A 20,366-nucleotide genomic window follows, 5' to 3' on the forward strand; every position below is an offset into this window, starting at 1 on the left:
CCTCTCCCCTTCTCCCCCTCTTCAGATATTTTTGGTAAAAACCACTATAATTCAGTTAACCATAGGTTAAATCTAAGAAGACGATATCGCTGCCACTGTGTTTACCACTGCACGTTCTCCTCAAACTACCCGCGTTTCAGACCTTCCCGAGGATCTGTTCGAGGCGATCGCCACGCTCAAACGCGACCTCAACGCTGTTGTCCTCGCCCACTATTACCAAGACCCCGACATCCAAGACATCGCCGACTACATCGGAGATTCTCTCGGGTTGTCTCGTCAAGCCGCCGACACCAACGCGGACGTTATCGTCTTTGCGGGGGTTCACTTTATGGCGGAAACAGCGAAAATCCTCAACCCCGATAAATTGGTAATTCTCCCCGATCTCGCGGCGGGATGTTCTTTGGCCGATAGCTGTCCGCCAGAGGCGTTCGCCCAATTTAAAGCCGCGCATCCCGACCACCTCGTGGTGTCTTACATCAACTGCACGGCGGCGATTAAGGCGATGAGCGATATCATTTGCACCAGTTCCAACGCCGTCGATATTGTCAACCAAATCCCCAAAGATCGGCCGATTATTTTCGCCCCCGATCGCAACTTGGGACGGTACGTGATGGAACAAACCGGCCGCGACTTGCTGTTGTGGGACGGAAGCTGCATCGTTCACGAAAACTTCTCGGAAAAGAAAATCGTGCAACTGCGTGTCGAACACCCCGAAGCGGAAGTCATCGCACATCCGGAATGCGAACCCCCCGTGTTGCGTCACGCGGACTACATCGGTTCGACAACGGCGTTACTCAAATACGCGAAACAGAGTGCAAAAGACTCGTTTGTCGTCGCTACCGAACCCGGTATCATTCACCAAATGCAGAAAGCGATGCCACAAAAAGAGTTTATTGCTGCACCGCCAACGGGAAATTGTGCTTGCAATGAATGCCCCCATATGCGGTTGAATACTCTCGAAAAACTCTATCTGTCTATGAAGTATCGCCAACCGGAAATTACCATGCCGGAAGAGATTCGACAAGCGGCACTGAAACCGATTCAACGAATGTTGGAAATGAGTCGGTAGGTGACCGTCGTTTGCGATATGTTCGTTTTGTTAGTTCTTCTGACCTAAATTCAGAATGAGATCGAAGCCCAGATTTTTTATAAATCTAGGCTTTTTTGATTTTTAGAAAATAGCCGTTAAAATAGTCTGAGAACTCAAACGAAATGGCTGAGTATTCCTTGAGATGACAGATACATTCGATCGCAAATATCCCAATATCCAACGTTGGATCGTAGAACATGACGGATGGATTCAACTTGGCGACGACCCAGACGGTCCTTTGACCTCGTTCGTTCGCGCTCTCGATATGGGTGGAATGCCTTGGGAAGGTCGCTCACAATACCGTAGTCTAGACGAGGCATTGCAAGATTTGGATTCAGCGTTAGCCCAAATTTTGAAAAAGCTTTACGGTTAGGCGATCGGCTACAATTTCGGAATGGATTTACTGCGTTCTCTCCCCCTAGGCTTGTACCTAGAAAAACCCGTGACCTGGCTGCACCACCTCGATGCCAGGGTAAAACTCGTCTGGTTGATGAGTTTTCTCGTCACGCCACTTTTAGCAAATCCGATTTGGCGTATATCTCTCGTAGTATTCCTGATTTTCATCACGTTAGCAGCGGCAATTCCCCTGCGGGTGTGGCGACAACAGATGGGATGGTTGATGTTTTTCTGTCTGACGGTACTTCTCATCGGTGCGATCGCCCCAGACAGTCTCACCGACACCCACCAACCCCGTCTCCCCGCCGACGAACTCGCGTTCGCCCAACAAGAGGCGATCGTTCCCGAGGAACCCGATCGCAATCCCTGGTACGATCCCTTTGGTTGGGGAGTTGAGGAAGAGGACGCCAGCGACGCGACAGATACCGCTACCACTCCAACAATTCCCGATTTAACCGAACTCCCGCAACCGACGGACTATCGTTATATATGGTTCGATCGCGGGCCGTTGACGATTACCCGCCATTCTCTCGATCTGGCCGTTAGCATTAGTACGTTGCTGTTTACGCTGATTTACAGCACGAACCTCTATTTATTGACCACGTCACCCGAAGCGATTACCGACGGGTTAGAAGACCTCATGCGACCGTTGCGTTGGTTCGATCTTCCCGTGACCGAAATCGCCCTCACGCTGACTTTATCCTTGCGCTTTTTGCCCTTAGTCTTAGAAGAAATTCAAAACCTCTCGCGATCGATCCAAACTCGTGCCATTAACTGGAAAAAACTGGGATTTCGCGGAACCTCAAAAATCTGGCTCGTCGTCGCCGAACGCTTACTCGAAAACCTACTGTTGAGGGCGGCGCAAATCTCCTCGGCGATGGAAGTTCGCGGTTTCACCAGTCCCGATCGCCATCGCGTCCTCTGGCACGAGTCTCGCTTGCGCGTCTCTGATTTCGTGGCGATCGCCCTGTTAGTCGCCTTCTGGGGCGCCCGCGTTATCTGGGGATGGGAGGCGTAGTCAGGGAAAAGGGAAGAGGGAAGAGTGACGTGAAATCTTATCATCTCTGATTCAGTTGCTTTGACTTTTTCTGTTCTCGTGAGGGAAAAGGGAAGAGTGACGTGAAATCTTATCATCTCGTCATCCTCTCATCTCGTCATTAACCGGTTGGGGCGGTGCGTGACGCGGTAATACCATTGACCTGAATTCGATCGCATTTTCTCGCCGCGTCACGCCACCCTACCGATTCTCCTCATCCCCTCATCTCATCATCATCTCATCACCTGCCATTAAACCGGGTGATAGAAGAAGGCTAAGCCGACGACGGCGTAAGTGGCGATGAGTAATACCCCTTCTAACCAATCCGATCGCCCGTCGGAACTGACGGAATTTGCTAAAGCTACAGCGACGACGACGGCGACTAACTCGAACGGGTTAAAGTTTAAATCCATCGGTTGACCGAAAGCCCAACCCGCTAAAACCAATACGGGAGCGACGAACAAGGCGATTTGCAAACTCGATCCCATAGCCACGGTCATCGAGAGATCCATTTTGTTCTTCATAGCCACAGTCACGGCTGTGGCGTGTTCGGCGGCGTTCCCGATAATCGGTACGAGAATCGCTCCCGTGAACAACGCGGTCAATCCCAAGCTTTCAGTGGCGGGTTCTAAGGAATCGACCAGTAACTCGGACTCGTACGCGACGGCGAGGGTACAAACCAGTAAAACCCCCGACCACAGCCAGGGATTGGGTCTTTCTCCCGCTTCGCCAGAATGGGTTTCGAGTTCGGCTTCTCCCACGTCGCAGAGGTAAGCGTGGGTTTTCATGGAAAATAGCAGGGTCAGTCCGTAGACGATGATGAGAACCACTGCTACGGCACTGGAGAGTTGGCGAATGGTGGGTTCGGTAATGCCTTTGGAGGTGACGACGACGGCGGTGGGAATCAAAATCGCGACGGTGGCGAGGTTCATGGCGGAGGCGTTCAAGCGAGCCATGACCGATTGAAAGGTTTGTTCTTTGTACCGCAGACCCCCGAGGAACATGGACAGTCCCATGACGAGGAGCAGGTTTCCGAGAATCGAGCCGGTGATGCTGGCTTTGACCACTTCGATCGATCCGGCTCTCAGGGCAATCAGGGCGATAATCAGTTCGGTGGCGTTGCCGAAAGTGGCGTTGAGCAGTCCGCCAACGGTGGGGCCGACGACAACGGCTAGTTCTTCGGTGGCGGCTCCCATCCAGGCGGCCAGGGGAACGATCGCACAGGCGGCGGTGATGAAAATCCAGGTGTCCCCCCACTCGAAGACTTCAGCGGCGATCGAAATGGGGACGAACGCCAACAATGCAAGAAAAATTAAGTTTTTGACGGACATTGGGTTTCGTTGTGCTGTTGGATCGCAATACCACCGTCCAGCATAAAGGGAGATTTGAATTCTGGTGGCGTTCTGCTGGAAGCGATCGCCCGCTTCGACGTAAAATCGGGATCGCTGGGATCGCCGCGAAGTCGGAAATTAAGTTGACTTTGACCGTTTTAAAGACTTCGATCGGGATCGTTTGTCATCAAAAACTAGGATCGTTGACGAACTGTAAAATAACGCAATTGTTCGTTACAAGATTTGAAAATAATAATGAGAGTGGTACAATAAAGCAAATTAAAACTGCGATACACTTAAAGTCCAGCGTCGCGTTTTAGGAAAGTTTTTTTTCAGTCGTTCGAGCGCCACAGAGAACACACTTCAAAAGATTTGAGGTGGGTGTCTCGTCCGCTTTTAACCCCCATCGCACGCCATTTCACGTCGTCTCGATCCCTTGCATCTCGAAAGACGAAACACGGCGATCGCGAACGTGACGAAACGCTCGAAAAACTAACGCAAGAAGCGAAGAGAATTCCCATGACTTTCACGTCCAAAGCTAACTCCATCGGTGCAACAGAGGGACAGTCCGCTCCAGCGATCGCACCTCGCGTTACGGCTAAAGGGGTGTGCGTCACCCTCCACGGACATTTCTACCAACCGCCGCGAGAAAACCCCTATCTCGACGCGATCGAACACCAACCGAGCGCTCGTCCCTTTCACGATTGGAACGAACGCATCCATTACGAATGCTATCGTCCCAACGCCTTCGCCCGAGTTCTCAACGATCGCGGCGAAGTGGTCGAAATCGTCAATAACTACGAGTATCTCAGCTTTAACATCGGGCCGACCCTGATGAACTGGTTGGCGCGGTACGACTTGGAAGTCTACGAACGCATCCTCGAAGCCGATCGCCGCAGTTGCGATCGCCTCGACGGCCACGGCAACGCCATCGCCCAAGTCTACAACCACATCATCCTTCCTCTAGCCAACGATCGCGACAAACGCACTCAAATTCGCTGGGGGAAAGCCGACTTCAAATCCCACTTCGGACGAGATCCCGAAGGAATGTGGCTGGCAGAAACCGCCGTCGATTACCCGACCCTCGAAGCCCTCATCGACGAAGGTATCAAGTTCCTGATTCTCGCCCCGTCTCAAGTCGAACGCTGTCGGGTATTACCAGACGAAGATACTCCCGATCCCGATTGGCACGAAGTTGGCGGCGGACAGATCGATCCGACTCGTCCCTATCGCTGCTACCTGAAAAACGCAGACGGACAGCCCGATTCCACCCGTCCCTACATCGACATCTTTTTCTACGACGGGCCGATTTCTCGAGACATCGGCTTTAACGACTTGTTGTCCAACGCCAACACCCTAGCCGGTCGGTTGGGGATGGCCGTTCACGGCGATCGCCGTCCCGCACAACTGATTTCGGTCGCGACCGACGGCGAAACCTTCGGCCACCATAAAGGCGGAACCGAAAAATGTATCGCCTACAGCTTCACCCAGGAATTCCCCAACCGGGATTGGACGGTGACGAATTACGGCCACTACCTGAGTCAAAACCCGCCGCAGTGGGAATGCGAACTCAAACCCGTCACCGCTTGGAGTTGTTCTCACGGGGTCGAGCGCTGGCGAGACGACTGTGGCTGTGGCGGCGGCGGCGGAACTCAGCAGAAATGGCGTCGCCCCCTGCGAGATAGCCTCGATTGGTTGCGCGATCGCCTGGTAGACCTCTACGAACGAGAAGCAGGGCGCTTGTTGCGCGATCCTTGGGTCGCACGGGACGAGTACATCGGGGTGTTGAAAAATCGCTCGAAAGAAAACGTCGCCGCGTTCCTGTCCCGTCACCAACGACACGCCCTCAACGCCGAAGAACAAATCGACGTCCTGCGTCTGCTGGAAATGCAGCGACACAGCCTGTTGATGTACACCAGTTGCGGTTGGTTCTTCGAGGAACTGTCCCGCCCTGAAGGGACGCAGATTTTACGGTACGCCGCACGAGCGATCGAACTGGCCGGACAGGTAACGGGGTGCGATCTCGAACCGGAATTCGTACAGCGGTTAGCCCAAGCCCCGAGTAACGTTCCCTTCTTCAAAGACGGGGCGGCGGTATACGTTCACAACGTCAAACCCGCCCAAGTCAGCCTCGAACAAATCGCCGCCCACTACGCCATCAGTTCCCTGTTCCAGCCCTACCACCCCGAACAGCGGGTGTACTGCTACCAGGCGCGACAACTGGACTACCAACTCCAGCGCATGGGAACTCTGACCTTGGCGGTGGGTCAACTGCAACTGACCTCAGAAATCACCTGGGAAACCCTGAATTTGAGCTTTGCGGTGTTGCACCTGGGAAGTTTAGATTTCCACTGCTGCATTCAACCGTTTGCCGGTCGCTTAGAATACCGTCAAAAATCCCAGGCGTTGTTCGAGGCATTGGAATCGACGAGTGCGGCGCAAACCATCTTGACGATGAATCACTACTTCGACGGGAAAACCTTCGGCTTGTCCGACTTGTTCGCCGAAGAAGAAGAGCGGGTGATCCATCAAATCGAACGGGAAACCCTCAAACGGCTCGATCGCCTCTACGCTCAGGTGTATCGGGAAAACTACGGCGTGTTGAAAGCCTTCCAGCGCAACGATTTACCCGTACCGCGCGAGTTACAAGTGGCGGCAGAAATCGCTCTCAGCCAACGCTGTCTCGAAGCCGTGCGCGGTTTGGTGCAGCAGGTGGGACGCTTGGCCGATCGCCCGTTGAAAAAAGACTACTGGGTGGAATTGGAGGCGATCGCCACCGAAGCCGTCAGTTTGCGCTGTCACCTCAACGTACCGGAGGCGAAACAGTCCCTCGAACAGTTGATTTGGCGAACCCTATGGCACGTGTTGCACGCTGACGATTTCACCGGAAGTCTCGATCGCGTCCTTGAGATCGACAAACTCGTTCGACTGGCTGAAAAACTGCAATTGGGCTTGTCTCTCGATCGCGTTCAGGAATTGTATTACAACTGGTTGCACGGTCACGTGGGTAACTGGTGTCCGATGTTAACCGCTGTCGAGCTGAATTTCGCCGCCGTTCCCGACACCCTGAGCGCCTTGTTAGAACTCGGCAATTCCCTCGGTATCGATACCACGGTTTGGTGCAGTTAAGAGAGGGAGAGGAAGAGAGGAAGAGGGGAAGAGGGGGAGAGAGGAAGAGGGGAAGAGGGGGAGAGAGGAAGAGGGGAAGAGAGGAAAACACTTTTCCCTATTCCCTATTCCCTGTCTTAACTGGCGACTGGTGACTGTTCACCTGGTAGAAAGCGGTAACTCCAGCGTAAACGTCGCTCCTTTTCCTAATTCGCTCTCGACGGTGAGATTTCCCCCCATGCGTTCGGCAAACTGGCGGGCGAGTGACAGTCCCAGTCCCGTTCCGCCATGTTGCCGAGTACTGGAGGTGTCTGCTTGAAAAAACGGATCGAAGATGCGATCGTGTTCCTCGGGATCGATGCCAATTCCCGTATCGATGACTTGAAAGCGAATGCGTTCGGGGGTCTTTTCGGTTATTTCATCGACCGTCAGCCAAATCGTGCCGTCGCGGGTAAATTTCGTCGCGTTGCTTAATAGGTTCGACAAAATTTGGTGAACTCGCATCCCATCTGCGTACAACTCGGCGATGTTCTCCGCACAGCAGACGTGCAGAACGTTGTTGTTTTCTAACACCGACGGCATCACTTTGACCGCCACTTCGTCGAGCAGCGTAGGTAAATCGAGCGGTTCGATCTGCACCTCGGCGTGACCCGACTCGATTTTGGAGACATCTAAAATATCGCCGATCAGTGCCAACAGGTGACGTCCTGCTTCGTGAATGCGGCGCACGTCTTCAACGAGTTCGAGATCGCCGAAATCGGTGACTTCTTCTTGGAGAAGTTCGCTATACCCGATAATGGCGTTGAGGGGCGTTCGTAACTCGTGACTCATGTTGGCGAGAAAGGCACTTTTGGCGCGGTTGGCGGCTTCGGCGGCTTCCTTGGCTTGCAGCAGTTCTTCCGATCGCTTGAGTTCGGTCACGTCTTGCAACGTTCCGATCGCATAGAGTTCTCGACATTCCGCTCGTTCGCGCACGATGCGTTCTTCCCCAAAGCAAGTTTGAATTTGGTAATCGAGACAGAACGGTTTTCGCTCTAACAACATGGCTGTGTAAGCTTCCTCGACGCGATCGCGATCGTCGGGGCTAACGAACTGCATCAAAGCTTGGCGGGAGGGACGAAACGACTCGGGAACGCAGCCGAAAATTTGGTACGTTCGCTCGGACCATCGCATTTCGTGTGTGAGGCGATCGAAATCCCAACTTCCCAATTCGGCGAGGCGTTGGGCGTTTGCCAGTCGTGCTTGACTTTGTTTTAACGACAGTTCGGCTCGTTGGCGTCCGGCGATTTCCGTGGCCAGTACGAGGGAGGTGACGGCGATCGTGGCGACGAACATCTGCAACGATAAGATCGACTGTGCGGCTCCTACGTTTGCGATGAGAAACGGGCTGCTGTTGCGGGCGATTCCCCAGACGGCCATGGTGGCGATCGTCAGGTTAATTAAAACAGTTCCCCGTTTACCGAAACGCAACGCCGCCCACATGGAAATGGGAAACGGCAAGTATTCCAACGGAACGGTGTAGTTCGAGGTTCGCGTTCGCGAACAGAACACCACCCACCCCACCGCTACCGTCAGTAAGAACACTGCGAGGATTTCGAGTTTGCGCCATCGGCGTCCTCGCTGCACCCCCCCCAATCGCAAATCGTAGCGGCGATCGACTAAGGCGAGAAAGACAGGTGTAACCGTGACGATTCCTGTGGCTTTTCCCAACCACAGCGTCCACCACAGTTCCCAAGAGCGAAACTGCTCGCTGTTACCCCATCCCGCGATCGCCGTCGCATCGAGGGTGGTACTGACGAAGGTTGCCAAGATACCGCCTAAAACGACCAGTCCTCCAATGTCCCGCAATCGTTCTAGGGTCGTCCGAAATTTCATGCTCGTCAGCAACGTTGCCCCCAACCAGGCTTGTAAGGCTTGACTGAAAGCCCATTCGAGGGCGAGTGCGGGGGGTAACTCCTGAAACCACACGCTAACCAGCGCCCCCAGCAATACCCCCACCCACAGCGATCGCGATTGTAGGAGGAGAGCCGCCAACGCCAGACCCGGAGGAACACCAACCAGTGCTGTTTTGACAAGATCGCTCGGAATCGAGGAGATCGAGGACGTTACGACGGCATAAACCGCAGCTAACGCCACAATACGCCACCCGAGTTGTCGTCTCGTTTGCCAAAAAGCGGACATACCCTCCTAGGGAAAACACGAATTGGTCTTACTTCACTATACGCCTCCTGTTTCACCTTAATGTCGCAAGGAGGCTGGCACTCTATCCGTTAGGATGAGTGTCCAGAGCTCAGTGGTGCAGAAAACTTTTCGAGATCGGGGGATTGACAAAACACATAAAATATGTATTAGGATTCAAGTCAGATCCCCGGCATCTTGGAGATGCTGGGGATCTCCGGCAGCCATTTACCGATCTGGGATTTTGCGGTCAACCCTTTAATACGGTGATATCTTTTCTAACAAGGGTTTCAGGACTTTTCTGCACCATTAAGGTGTCCAGAGGAATTGCGACCAATAAACTCAACAGCGAAGCACCTTAAGACGTGCAGGTTGTGGTACTATCTCATAGGAGTGAGATTTGGGTGGTTGTGGAACAAGTCTTAACACTGGTTGTAAAGCTTGAAGTTACTGAGTCGCAACGGGAAATCCTTGCCGAAACAGCCAACGCTTTTGTCTCGGCGTGTAACTGGATTAATACCACGGTCAACCCAAAACTGACCAACCGCAACTCGATTCAAGCTGTTTGCTACCACGAAGTTAAGGAGAAGTTTGGATTAAGTGCCAATCACGTTGTTCGAGCTTGTGCGCGAGTAGCGGCTAATCGCTTAACAGCCAAGCAGAAAGGTAGAAAGGTTAAAGGGTTTAAGCCAACCAGCTTTGATGGCGATGCTAGAACTTTTTCCTTTTTCGAGAAGGACTGGACGATTAGTGTTAGCACGACCCGAAAGCGCCTGAGAGTTCAGATCTGAGCCAGCAACTATCATCGTGGAAAGCTCACAGGAAAAACCCCCACTTCCGCCCAAATCTGTCTCCATCGAGATGGAGATTGGTACGCGCACATCCAACTTAAGTCGGAACCTCCGAAGCCCTCTAAAACCGACAACGCAATCGGGGTAGATTTGGGAAGAAGGGAAATTGCTAAAACTTCCACAAATCGGGGTTGGGACGGCAAAGGAATTAAAGACATTAGAGATAAATACAGTCGGGTTAGGGCTTCTCTTCAAAAGAAAGCTTCCCAAGGCACGAGGTCAACTCGGCGCAGGTGTCGAGAGGTCTTGAGACGGTTATCGGGAAGAGAAAGAAGATTCCAAGCTTGGCTGAACCACAATATCAGCAAAAGTATTATCGAGGAGGCTAAGCAGTCTAACTCAGTAGTGGCAGTGGAGAATTTAACCGGAATTCGAGAGCGGACAAATAAAAAGCCTAGGAGCAAAACCGAGCGGAGACGCTCTAATTCTTGGGCTTTTTATCAGTTAAGATGCTTTCTCGAATACAAGGGGATTAAAGAAGGGGTGAAAGTGATGGCTATCCCTCCGGCTTATACTTCGCAAACTTGCCACTGCTGCAACCAGATTGGGGTGAGAACCCACAAAAGTTTTAAGTGTTCTAATTCTAGATGTGGCTGGACTGGAGACGCCGATCTCAATGGTGCTTTGATGATTCAGAAATGGGGCCGCTCTGTAAACCGGCCTGGAGGTTCTCATCTTTTGTCTTGTGCAAGAGATGAAGGGCTGCTGAAAGCCCGCGCTGTATGTGAAAGCTTTACTCGTCGGTTAGTTTACTAACCCGTAGCGCTTGAAGCTCTGATACGGTCATGATGTAGAAGGCGATCGTGAAACGAGAGGACACACAAGATATTGTCCGCTATCTTCGCTGACAAAGTGGGGGGTGGATGTCGTAGCGGCACGATCGCGCCATCTCAAGCCCCAACCTCTACGGTTCTGGCTCGCTTTGGCACGCCGAGACACTTCTCAATATGGCGGGCGATCGCACTCGATCGCCCGCGTCGTTCGACTACCACTCTAAAATTAATGTGGGTTCTGCCACAGCATTCGGTAAGCCCGAGGAGAGACCTTCGCGCGAGCCAAACTGAACGGCTCGGAACGAGTTATCTGGATTTTGCGTTTCGTCAACGAGCATCATTCCATGATTGGGAACGGTTCCGTCGAGCCAATCTCGAACCAGTGGCGTAACGTCCCAACGAATTACGTCTCCAATGGTGTGAACGTTGCGATCGATCGTGGCACTCGCAACAATGAGGGAATCGAAATCGGGTTGAGTTTCGTTATTTTCGCCATCGACTCCGCCACCCATCCAAGCTACGCCAAATGCGGTATCGGGATCGACTGCTCCGCTCGGTGCGGGAGAGCCTTCAAAGCCATTTCCTTCGTTCCAGGTTCCACCTTCTCCATACCCTTCATCGCCGTTTTCCATTCCAGTTAAGGGATCGATGTGATGTACGTCTACGGTATAGCGATCGGAGTTGGAACCGTCACTAAAATCTTGAATGGTTAGCTCTAACGTGGCTTTGGAGATCGCATCGGGAGGATCTTCAAACGCTTCGTCGAAATCGAAGCGGACGAGCGATCGTATGGCATCAGGATGTCCAAAAGGAATCCCTCCACCTCCACGAGAGGTTCCCACTGAAATAAAGTGTTGCTTCCCGTAGTTATCGTTGCGCCTGGTATCGAGATCGGTACGAATATAGGTATCGGCGGATGCGCCGAGAGTCAGCGAATTGGCAGGCGGTTGCGTTCCTTCTTCAACTGGAATATTAAAGCTCAAGGTTTGGGAGTTTAAACCTCCTAGATCGAACGTGCGATCGTAGACATCGATAACGTCTCCGTCTAACAAGTTGTAGCGTTTCTTCAAGGCAGGTCCTAAACTGAAGCTTCGATCGATGTCTTTCAACCGTTTGAAATCAATTTTGACTTGTCCGTTTAAAGACAACGCTTCTAAACCCAAATCGACATCGTAGCCTAGCGTGGTCGTATTCGTGAAGTCCGTGTCTAGGTCGAGAACAGCATCTAGCTCTAACGTGTCACCGACGCCATCGGGAACGGCAAACGTCAAATCTTGTCCGATCTCGAAATTGAGAACATCCCCATTTTCTAGCGTCAAATTTCCCGACAGTGCCTCTGTGGTCAAATTGAAGTCTTGACTGAAGTTGAGTTCGGGTAAAATATCAACGTCTAAAAGGTTGTAGCCACCGCCTAATTTAATGAATCCTCCAAAAAATTCCTTAGACCATTGTTTTTCGAGCGGAGGAACTGGAACGCCAACTTTTTGAAGGATCGTAGTCGCGATACCGTCTAAGTCAAGTTCTGCTTCAAGAAAAGTATCGCTTCCTGATGACGAGAGTGTATTTGGAGCAGTCAAATTCCCTGTTGTGTCGATTTTTGGTAGGCTCAATTCAATATTGCCAAAATCGTTTAAGGGAATTTTAATGTCACTACCTGCTGCATTGAGATCGACAAGATCGGTCGTTTTTTCAGGTAAATTCCAATCAAAGATTTTCCAGTCAAACTGAGAGCGTTTGAAGAGTGCTTTTCCGGCGATGCTGGCTTCTGCATTCATGCCAAAAATTGCATCGAGAGAATAGGAAGCATCTGGACTCAAGGTTGAAAACGTAGCTGCATTATCTAACGCAAACCCCGATTTAATTGTCACCAAATCTCCCGATTTAACGAGATCGGGAACTTGAATCCATAAATCGACAGGGAGCGATGCGTTGACAAGACCGCCCTGAATTTGTAAATCAGACTGCAAACCAATTTTTCCAGTACTGGCAATGGAAGGTCGGATGAAGATATTTTTAGATCCGATTTTTTGGGATAGTGTTTTGTCCCAATCTACCCCCAGAAATCGGCTGTCTAAAAAATTAAATGCATCTCCATTGTGCCAAGGGCTTTGGTCTTGTGTTGTAAAGTCTAAATCGAAGGTGAGTGTATTCATGATGTAACCCCCCTCTTTTTTCGATAGGATGTCTTTCGATTTTGTTTTTTTCGTCCGACTTGTATGGCTTTTAGGGTTTTTAAGATGTTGTGAGATTTCGATTTTGTTGTTTTTTTGGTGTAGTTTTATAGTTTGTGATTTTGTTTTACGATCTACCGATTTGTTGAATTTGTATCGAACTCAGCGATCGCAGTTTATTTTCAATTTATTTAATTTAGGTAATTTTTGCATTTCAAAAATTAAAAAATATAACAAAAATGACTGTATATTACCTAAATTGTTATACTAAACAAAAGCCTTTCGTCGAGCTTTAATGGCTTAAGTCTAAGTATCTTTTCCTTACGCGACAACTCTATCACGGACAATTTAAGCCGATCGAAAATCGTTACCTTTATTCGCATTTTTGTCAAGTGTTTTTCTCTAAAAAGCTCACTCCAAAACCAGTCTGCTGACTATGAATATTTTGGGCTAATGTGTGTGAGCGATCGCTAATTTTTTAAAAAATATTCTGATTGTTGGGCGATCGCATTGACTGTCTATATGTTAATTTTCAATCTTTAAGGTCTGGAGAAGGAACGACAACCGCAACAGACTCAACTCGGCTCGTTAGAAAATTCCGCTACAGTGCGCTCTCTCTCCGTTGGAGCGATTCTCCGATCGTTTGTACGAGCGTAGCTTTCCCGTAAGACGTTTATGCAAAACGCCCCGATCTGATGCGGGTCAGGGCGATCGCACCCATACGTCCAAATTTAAGCGATACGTTGTCCTGCTGGATTCGCGTATCGATCTCCACAAACACCGCAAGCCTAAAACGCAACCTAAATTTTACGCTCGATCGACAGCGTTTAACTTCTAATCGCAACAATACACAAACAGTAACCGTCGCTCAAAACTGCTCGATGCTCACTGTTTGCGGCTTACTGTAAATGGGGGTGGTGGGACTTGAACCCACACGACTGTCACCAGTCAACGGATTTTAAGTCCGTAGCGTCTACCATTCCGCCACACCCCCGAATCCGTTCTTCGGTTTGCGCGTTACGCGCATATCTCCCTATTAAAACAGTTTTGAGGTGATTTTGGCAACCCCTTTTGGCAAAAATGTCAGTGGAGTATCCCAGAACGATCGAAAATCACGATCGCCTCCCAAACACCCTCACTTCCCCATCTCCAAAGAAGACAGAGTCCGAAAACACCGAGTCGTTCTCGAGAATACCGTATCCGTTAAAACGACATCAACGGCCACCTGTCAACTATTCCAACTGTGTTATGACAGACGAGCGAGGAGAGCGATCGCCACGGAAAACAAACAACGATGAGTCACTGCATCAATCCTTACTGCACCCAACCCCGCAACCCCGGTGACGGTGATTTTTGCACGAATTGCGGAACGAAGCTGCTGTTGCGCGATCGCTACCGCGTTCTCAAACCTATCGGACAGGGGGGATTTGGTAAAACTTACCTCGCCGTTGACGAAGATCTTCCCTCCAAACCTCGTTGCGTCGTCAAACAACTCCATCCGTTCGATCGCGACTCTCCCATCGGGAAAAAGATGCTCGAACTGTTCGATCGCGAAGCCGTCAGCCTGGACAATCTCGGTCAACATCCCCAAATTCCCACACTTCTGGCACATTTCGAGCAAGACAACCAACTCTATCTCGTGCAAGAGTGGATCGACGGAGAAACCCTCGCTGACGAACTCAAAGAAAAAGGAACCTTTAGCGAAGTCCAAATTCGCCAACTCCTCGAAAATTTACTTCCCGTGTTGCAATACGTCCACGAAAAACAGGCGATTCACCGGGACGTCAAACCCCAAAACATCATGCGGCGGCGGGATAGCAACGAATTCGTCCTCATCGATTTCGGCGTGGCGAAGGTTGTTACGGAAACGGCGTTATTGCAAACCGGAACGGCGATCGGAAGTCCCGAATATATGGCTCCCGAACAAATGCGGGGTCAGGCGTTTCCCGCCACCGATATTTACTGTCTCGGCGTGACTTGTCTGCGGTTGCTGACGGGAATGCTTCCGATGGAACTTTACGACATCGTTCGCGGGTGTTGGCGTTGGCGTCAGTTTCTCCCCAACGGCGTTCGCATTTCGCCACAACTGGGGTTGGTGTTGGATAAAGCGATCGAAACTCCTCTCGAACGACGCTATCGATCGGCGAAAGCCATGTTGCAAGACTTACAACCGCTGCAACCGAAACCCGTCAAATCCCATCCGAAAGGAAAACTCGCGCCTCCTCCCAAGCGATCGATCCTCGATACACTGTTGCGTCCGGTTCCCAAGACTCCCGATCGCTTAATTTCTGAAGTCGGGGTCGATTATACAGAACTGCGAGACTTGCTGGTGAAGCGGAAGTGGAAAGAGAGCGATCGCCTGACGCATAAATTGCTGTGTTTTCTAGTGCGTCGTTCCACGGCGGGATATCTCGCCTATCGAGAAATCGCCAAACTTCCTTGTGAGGATTTGCAGACGATCGATCGCCTGTGGGTGAAGTACTCCAACCGCAAGTTTGGGTTTAGCGTTCAACGACAGATTTACGAAGCGGTCGATCGCGACTATCCTGAGTTTTGCGATCGCGTGGGGTGGCCGGTAGCCAAATCGCGATCGCCCTCTCAAACCTTCAAATTCAATCTGAGAGCGCCTGTCGGTCATCTCCCCTCGCGAACCTGGGCGGGAGGATTAGAATTATGGCGACATATGGCGGCGTTGTCCGATAAATTCGCCGAATGCGAGGAAACGTGAGACGCGTTCAATGTCTAATCGCGGCATATTCCATCCCGATATTCCATAAAAAATAACGGAAGCCGCACCACCGTTTTCAACAGTCCCAAAACTCCGTATCGCGTCTGTAGCTGAGGCGGAATCTCCGACAGGTTCAATTCCACAAATCCCAAAGTTTCGTAAAACCCTCGAAGTTGCGTTCCCAAACAGTCGAGATACAAGGGTTTCGTTGCTTCTTCGATGAGATGTTGCGCCATGGCCGTTCCGATTCCCCGCTGTCGCCAACGCCGCGAGACGACCAAACTTCCCAACTCCTGAACGCCGTCGAACTCCCGCAACTGGCCGCAGGCGATAATGTCGTTCTGGTGTTCTAAAACCCAAAATTGCGACCATCGCAGTTGAGTCGGGTCGAGGAGCGATCGCAACACCAAGCCGCGAACAGTGGGTAAATCCTCTGGCGTGGCGCGTCGTAGATTGGATGCTGGGGGAAAAGCCATCGTCTCGGAAAACTGCTATTACGATCGCAGTATCGAAGCGATCGCGGTGTCATGGCGAATATCTTTAACCTACCATCGGAACTCCCCGCCAGCGCATTCCTCGAACCCTTCGTCACGGAAAACGACACCCTTATCGAACGGATCGTCTCGACGAGACCCACCACGCCACCCGGTCAGTGGTACGATCGAATCCTCGATAATGGGACGAGAACTCAAGGGGGATACCATGCTACTGCGATCGCTAATGACAACCCTTTCCACAGGTATCTCAGTGATGTCAGTCGGTGCCAGTGCGATCGCCGCTTCACCCCTCGAGTTAGACCGACCCGAAGACGCACTGACTGCATTTCGTAAAATATCCTGTTCCCTAGAAGACGGTCAGACAACCTATTTCCTGTGGCAAGGAGAAGTCTACAGCCGAGTCCCTGGCGAACGCGATCGCCATTTGTTCGACGTTCAAGGCATGAGTGCGCGTGCCTGTGTTTCCTTAACCTCAGAAACCGGATCGGTGGGGTTTCGTCAAGTGACGCGGGAAGTGATGTTGTATCTCGATCCCGAAACCGACGCCGTCTCAGACACTTGGGAAAATCCCTGGACTCAGAAAATCAACACGGTGATTCCAGTGGCGAACGATCCCGTCAATTCTACCTTTTGGGTCGAAACCACCGGACAACGCCTCAATTTTCAACCTCTCGGAAACGGCGATCTCCTTTTCCTTACCTTCACTATTCCGCTGTTCTATCCCAACCCTTTGGGTAACGAGTATCAGGCTTACATGGGGGGTCATTACCATGCAATGGAAATGTTTAATTTTTCGGCAAACCGGCAAGCTTTACTAACGGGTGACGCAGCAACATCCACCGTTTCCGTAAGCTGGAGTCGAATTTCTCCCTGGTTGCCGTGGATGGAAATGGGAAGCCGACCGGGAGAATTGGTGTTTAACGCTGCTGGGACGCGAGTAGACGCTTGGCAGAACTTTCCCGAACCTCTACGAGGGCAAATTGCCGATCGATTTTCCCTGTATCAAAATCCTCCGCCACTGGACGACGATCGCCCCAATCAAACCACCTGGACGAATTTTCGCGATTATCTCGAACGTCAATCTCAGGAGTGAAATGTATCGATCGCGCACCCTCGTCTCGAAAAAATGCTATTACGATCGCAGTATCGAAGCGATCGCGGTGTCATGTCGAATATCTTCAACCTCCCCTCGGAACTCCCCGACAGCGAACTCCTCGAACCCCTCGTGACGGGAAACGATACCCTCATCGAACGCATCGTCTCCACCGGACAAACGACGCCACCCGGTCAGTGGTACGACCAAAACCGCGATGAATGGGTGGTGTTGTTACAGGGAAAGGCGATCGTTTCTTACGAAGACGGGTCTCAAGTCAAGTTGAAACGTGGGGATTATTTGTTAATTCCCGCTCGGACGAAACATCGTGTTGACTATACTAGCGTCGAGCCGCCCTGTATTTGGTTAGCGGTTCATGGAAATTTTCGGCACTTTCGTAAGTAAGTCTTCTGGATTTTTTAAACTCTTTTAGGGTGGGCAATGCCTACCTTTTGATATAGTTAACGCCAGCTAGACGCACGACTAAATTGGTATTCAATTATCCGACGCGACAGTTTCTCATTTTTGGAGTTGTCACTTTGCAAGAACTGATTGGGCGATGTTTACTTTACTTAAATTTTAAAAGGTATTTAATTCAATAATTTAGCTAAAATCAAATCTTGCAAATAAAAAAACGAAGTATTTTCTCTCAAAATAGAGTAAACTTGTAAACCCAAAAAAAATTGAATACGATAGAATTTTAACGTACGATCGCCCCCATCTATCCCTTAAATTCACTCCATTCAACTCGTTCGATGTCTCAGACCTTCGACTTTATCGTTTTCGGAGACGAAGTGCCAGGAATTCTCGGACTCGTCAGTGCCGCACGGGAATACCACCGACAAACCGGTCAGTTCCCCCGTAGTCTCGTCATGACCCAAAGCAACGCCAACTTGGGACTCGGCGGTCATTTAGTCCGGGGCGAACTTTCCTATCTCGATCGTAGCAGCATTCCCTACGACATCCGCCAACGCTACAACCTGGACACCTTCGGCGATCCTCCCAGCATTTACCGAGAATTCCTCGATCGCGCGGGTGTCGATTGGATTGCCCTCGATCCCCAAGCCGCCGATGCCGCATTGCGGCGAATGCTGTCAGAAGTCGGGGCTTACGTCCTCAGTAACATCGAGATCGATCGCGTCCTCAAAACCGGAAACCGCATTTCCGGCATTCACCTGACACGGGGCGATACCTACTTCGCTCAACAGTTTATCGACGCCACCGTCAACGCCGAACTCGCCCAAGCCGCAGGCGTCACAAAACTCGCCGGTTTCGCCACCTTCGGACTCCCTGAAGCCGAACTTCCCGTCACCCTCTGCTTCCAAACCCACGGCCTCAGCATTTCCCGCCTCAAACAAGTCGAAGCCAGCTATTTCAAACACCTCACCACCCCCGGAAACAGCATCGGCAAATACTGGTTCAAAGCCGCTTCTGGCGGGAGCGACAGCCTTGCCAACTGGCTTCGCCAAAGCCTCACCGACAAAGACGGAAACTGGCTGACTCTCTACAGCGATCGCGACTTTATCGACGTTCGCAGTCGCGCCCTCAGCATCGCTTACCACGGCCACCGCAACAAACCCTTTTCCCTCAAAAACACCGGATTTCTCCTCGACAACGGCAACGTCGCCGTTCTCTCCAACGATCGCCTGTCGTGGAATTCCCTACTGTTTTTCGTCACCGGGTCAGAAGCCGAAGCCCTTGCCCGTAACGATGCCAAACCCACCCCCGCCATGTTAAAAGAATTCCAAAACGTGCGGCGGTGGTTCCAACAATATCTCGGTGCCAGGGACGTGACCCCAGCCCCAGAACTCTACATCCGCCACGCCGGAAACGTGACCGGGGTTGTCTCTCCTCTCAGCGGCGCGAAAATGCTAAAAGGGGGCGTCGATATTGGCGAAGCTCTGGGAACCTTCGGCTATCATTTCGACGTGCGCGGTGGCATCGAAGGATTGGGACGAAAAGCTTTAGATCGGGGCTATCAAAGTATCAGCGTCCATACCAAACCCCTGTTTAATATCGGTATCGGCCACGCCCAAATCCGCGACGTGCCGAATTTAGCGGTGGTGAGTCCCGCCTCGGGATTTGAAGGATACGCCTCTTCCGCCGGACGTATCGTCGAGTTTAACGTCGGTGTCGGTCAAGGGGTGGGGATTGCGGCGGCGTTGGCGTTACGTCAGGGAAGACAGCTTTCCGAGATTTCAAATTCAGAAGTACGGGACGTCTTGAAACGCCAGCAAAAATTACCGAAAGTTTTCGGGATCGCACAACCGGAGTTTGCCGAGTTTTTGGCAACCTTCGAGAAAACTCTCGCCCCGGAAAAACCCGTTACGCCGACGGGATTGGTGGATATTGCGGGACATTGGGCCGAACCGTACATCGAAAGTTTGTTCGATCGCGGTATCGTAGCCGGAGTCGGAAACCATCAATTTCGCCCCGATATTCCCCTCACGCGGGCGGCATTTGCCGCCATACTCGCCCAATCCTTCGATCGCCCCTTCATCCGCGACGCCCAAGTCTTTCTCGACGTACCGCAAAATTTCTGGGGTTACGAGGCGATCGTCAAAACCAACCGAATGGGCTTCATGACGGGATTTCCCAACGGGACGTTTCGCCCCGGTCAAAACGTCACCCGCTTACAGGCGTTTCTCGCGATCGTCAGCGGTTTAAACCTCAACGAGAGTGTCGGTTCCGAGGTCTTGTCCGTTTACCGCGATCGCGCCGCCATACCTGCCTACGCCGTTCCTGCGATCGCCCAAGCCACCGCCGCCGGCCTCGTCGTCAACCACCCCGATCCCCACCAGTTGCGCCCCTTAGAAGACATGACCCGCGCCGAGGTGGCCGTGACGATTTACAAAGCGTTGGAATTGAGTTGACATCCTCACCGCCCTGGAAGGACGGTGATTCCCAAACCTCGCGAATTGGGTTCCTGCTTCCTTCTCTCTCGAGTTTTTCGCAGTTGCTCTCCGGATCGAAATCCTTCAAGTCTTACACTCGCTTCACAGGCTGTAACGGTGTGTCCCACCGCCAAAATTCCAATTCAATTGGAGTTTTAGGCAAACTTACTAACTTGGGTTTCGTTAGCCAGTTTAACCATTCACGTCCATTGTACTGTAA

At 51.5% G+C, this 20,366-nt stretch carries 12 protein-coding genes, 1 tRNA gene and 1 pseudogene; 9 read left to right on the top strand and 5 right to left on the bottom strand.

Going from position 1 to position 20,366, the window contains the following annotated elements:
• Positions 1 to 97 precede the first annotated feature (97 nt).
• The 3 genes from nadA (at position 98) to POG22_RS00655 (ending at position 2,504) form a co-directional block, all read left to right on the top strand.
• Positions 98 to 1,069, top strand: a complete 972-nt coding sequence (nadA, locus tag POG22_RS00645) for a quinolinate synthase NadA (RefSeq protein WP_498903043.1) — start codon at positions 98 to 100, stop codon at positions 1,067 to 1,069.
• Positions 1,070 to 1,232: 163 nt separating this feature from the next.
• The gene (locus tag POG22_RS00650) at positions 1,233 to 1,463 is read left to right on the top strand and encodes a hypothetical protein (RefSeq protein WP_498903044.1); all 231 of its coding nucleotides are present in this window, start codon (positions 1,233 to 1,235) and stop codon (positions 1,461 to 1,463) included.
• A 21-nt stretch (positions 1,464 to 1,484) separates the two neighbouring features.
• Positions 1,485 to 2,504 (top strand): energy-coupling factor transporter transmembrane component T family protein, encoded by a 1,020-nt coding sequence (locus POG22_RS00655; RefSeq protein WP_498903046.1) that lies wholly within the window; start codon positions 1,485 to 1,487, stop codon positions 2,502 to 2,504.
• 269 nt (positions 2,505 to 2,773) lie between these two features.
• Here the strand turns inward: POG22_RS00655 and cax are convergent, their stop codons facing one another.
• Positions 2,774 to 3,853, bottom strand: a complete 1,080-nt coding sequence (cax, locus tag POG22_RS00660) for a calcium:cation antiporter (RefSeq protein ID WP_498903047.1) — start codon at positions 3,851 to 3,853, stop codon at positions 2,774 to 2,776.
• Positions 3,854 to 4,372: 519 nt separating this feature from the next.
• Between cax and POG22_RS00665 the strand changes: the two genes are divergently transcribed.
• Positions 4,373 to 6,982, top strand: a complete 2,610-nt coding sequence (locus POG22_RS00665) for a DUF3536 domain-containing protein (RefSeq protein WP_498903048.1) — start codon at positions 4,373 to 4,375, stop codon at positions 6,980 to 6,982.
• 138 nt (positions 6,983 to 7,120) lie between these two features.
• Here POG22_RS00665 and POG22_RS00670 read toward each other — a convergent pair whose 3' ends face one another.
• Positions 7,121 to 9,142 (bottom strand): sensor histidine kinase, encoded by a 2,022-nt coding sequence (locus POG22_RS00670; protein ID WP_498903049.1) that lies wholly within the window; start codon positions 9,140 to 9,142, stop codon positions 7,121 to 7,123.
• Between the two features lie 407 nt (positions 9,143 to 9,549).
• On the opposite strand from POG22_RS00670, the pseudogene POG22_RS00675 reads away from it, so the two are divergent.
• Positions 9,550 to 10,746 (top strand): annotated as a pseudogene (locus tag POG22_RS00675) (RNA-guided endonuclease InsQ/TnpB family protein).
• A 229-nt stretch (positions 10,747 to 10,975) separates the two neighbouring features.
• Here POG22_RS00675 and POG22_RS00680 read toward each other — a convergent pair.
• Both POG22_RS00680 and POG22_RS00685 read right to left on the bottom strand, forming a co-directional pair.
• The gene (locus POG22_RS00680) at positions 10,976 to 12,916 is read right to left on the bottom strand and encodes a DNRLRE domain-containing protein (protein ID WP_498903050.1); all 1,941 of its coding nucleotides are present in this window, start codon (positions 12,914 to 12,916) and stop codon (positions 10,976 to 10,978) included.
• A 927-nt stretch (positions 12,917 to 13,843) separates the two neighbouring features.
• A tRNA-Leu gene (locus POG22_RS00685) sits at positions 13,844 to 13,928 on the bottom strand.
• Between the two features lie 300 nt (positions 13,929 to 14,228).
• On the opposite strand from POG22_RS00685, the gene POG22_RS00690 reads away from it, so the two are divergent.
• Positions 14,229 to 15,662 (top strand): protein kinase domain-containing protein, encoded by a 1,434-nt coding sequence (locus POG22_RS00690; RefSeq protein WP_498903051.1) that lies wholly within the window; start codon positions 14,229 to 14,231, stop codon positions 15,660 to 15,662.
• A gap of 14 nt (positions 15,663 to 15,676) precedes the next feature.
• On the opposite strand, the gene POG22_RS00695 is transcribed toward POG22_RS00690, so the two are convergent.
• A complete protein-coding gene (locus POG22_RS00695) occupies positions 15,677 to 16,138 on the bottom strand; it encodes a GNAT family N-acetyltransferase (protein WP_498903052.1) in 462 nt (153 codons plus the stop codon).
• A 199-nt stretch (positions 16,139 to 16,337) separates the two neighbouring features.
• Here POG22_RS00695 and POG22_RS00700 point away from each other — a divergent pair, with 199 nt between their 5' ends.
• The 3 genes from POG22_RS00700 to POG22_RS00710 all read left to right on the top strand — a co-directional run bounded on the left by POG22_RS00700 (position 16,338) and on the right by POG22_RS00710 (position 20,125).
• Positions 16,338 to 17,252, top strand: coding sequence for a DUF1838 family protein (locus POG22_RS00700; RefSeq protein ID WP_498903053.1), 915 nt, complete (start codon positions 16,338 to 16,340; stop codon positions 17,250 to 17,252).
• Between the two features lie 72 nt (positions 17,253 to 17,324).
• Complete coding sequence (locus POG22_RS00705) at positions 17,325 to 17,657, top strand: cupin domain-containing protein (RefSeq protein ID WP_498903057.1); 333 nt, start codon at positions 17,325 to 17,327, stop codon at positions 17,655 to 17,657.
• A 350-nt stretch (positions 17,658 to 18,007) separates the two neighbouring features.
• Positions 18,008 to 20,125 (top strand): S-layer homology domain-containing protein, encoded by a 2,118-nt coding sequence (locus POG22_RS00710; RefSeq protein ID WP_498903055.1) that lies wholly within the window; start codon positions 18,008 to 18,010, stop codon positions 20,123 to 20,125.
• Positions 20,126 to 20,366 lie beyond the last annotated feature (241 nt).

Source organism: Geitlerinema sp. CS-897, assembly GCF_028368005.1.
Classification (GTDB): Bacteria; Cyanobacteriota; Cyanobacteriia; order Cyanobacteriales; family Geitlerinemataceae; genus Baaleninema; species Baaleninema simplex.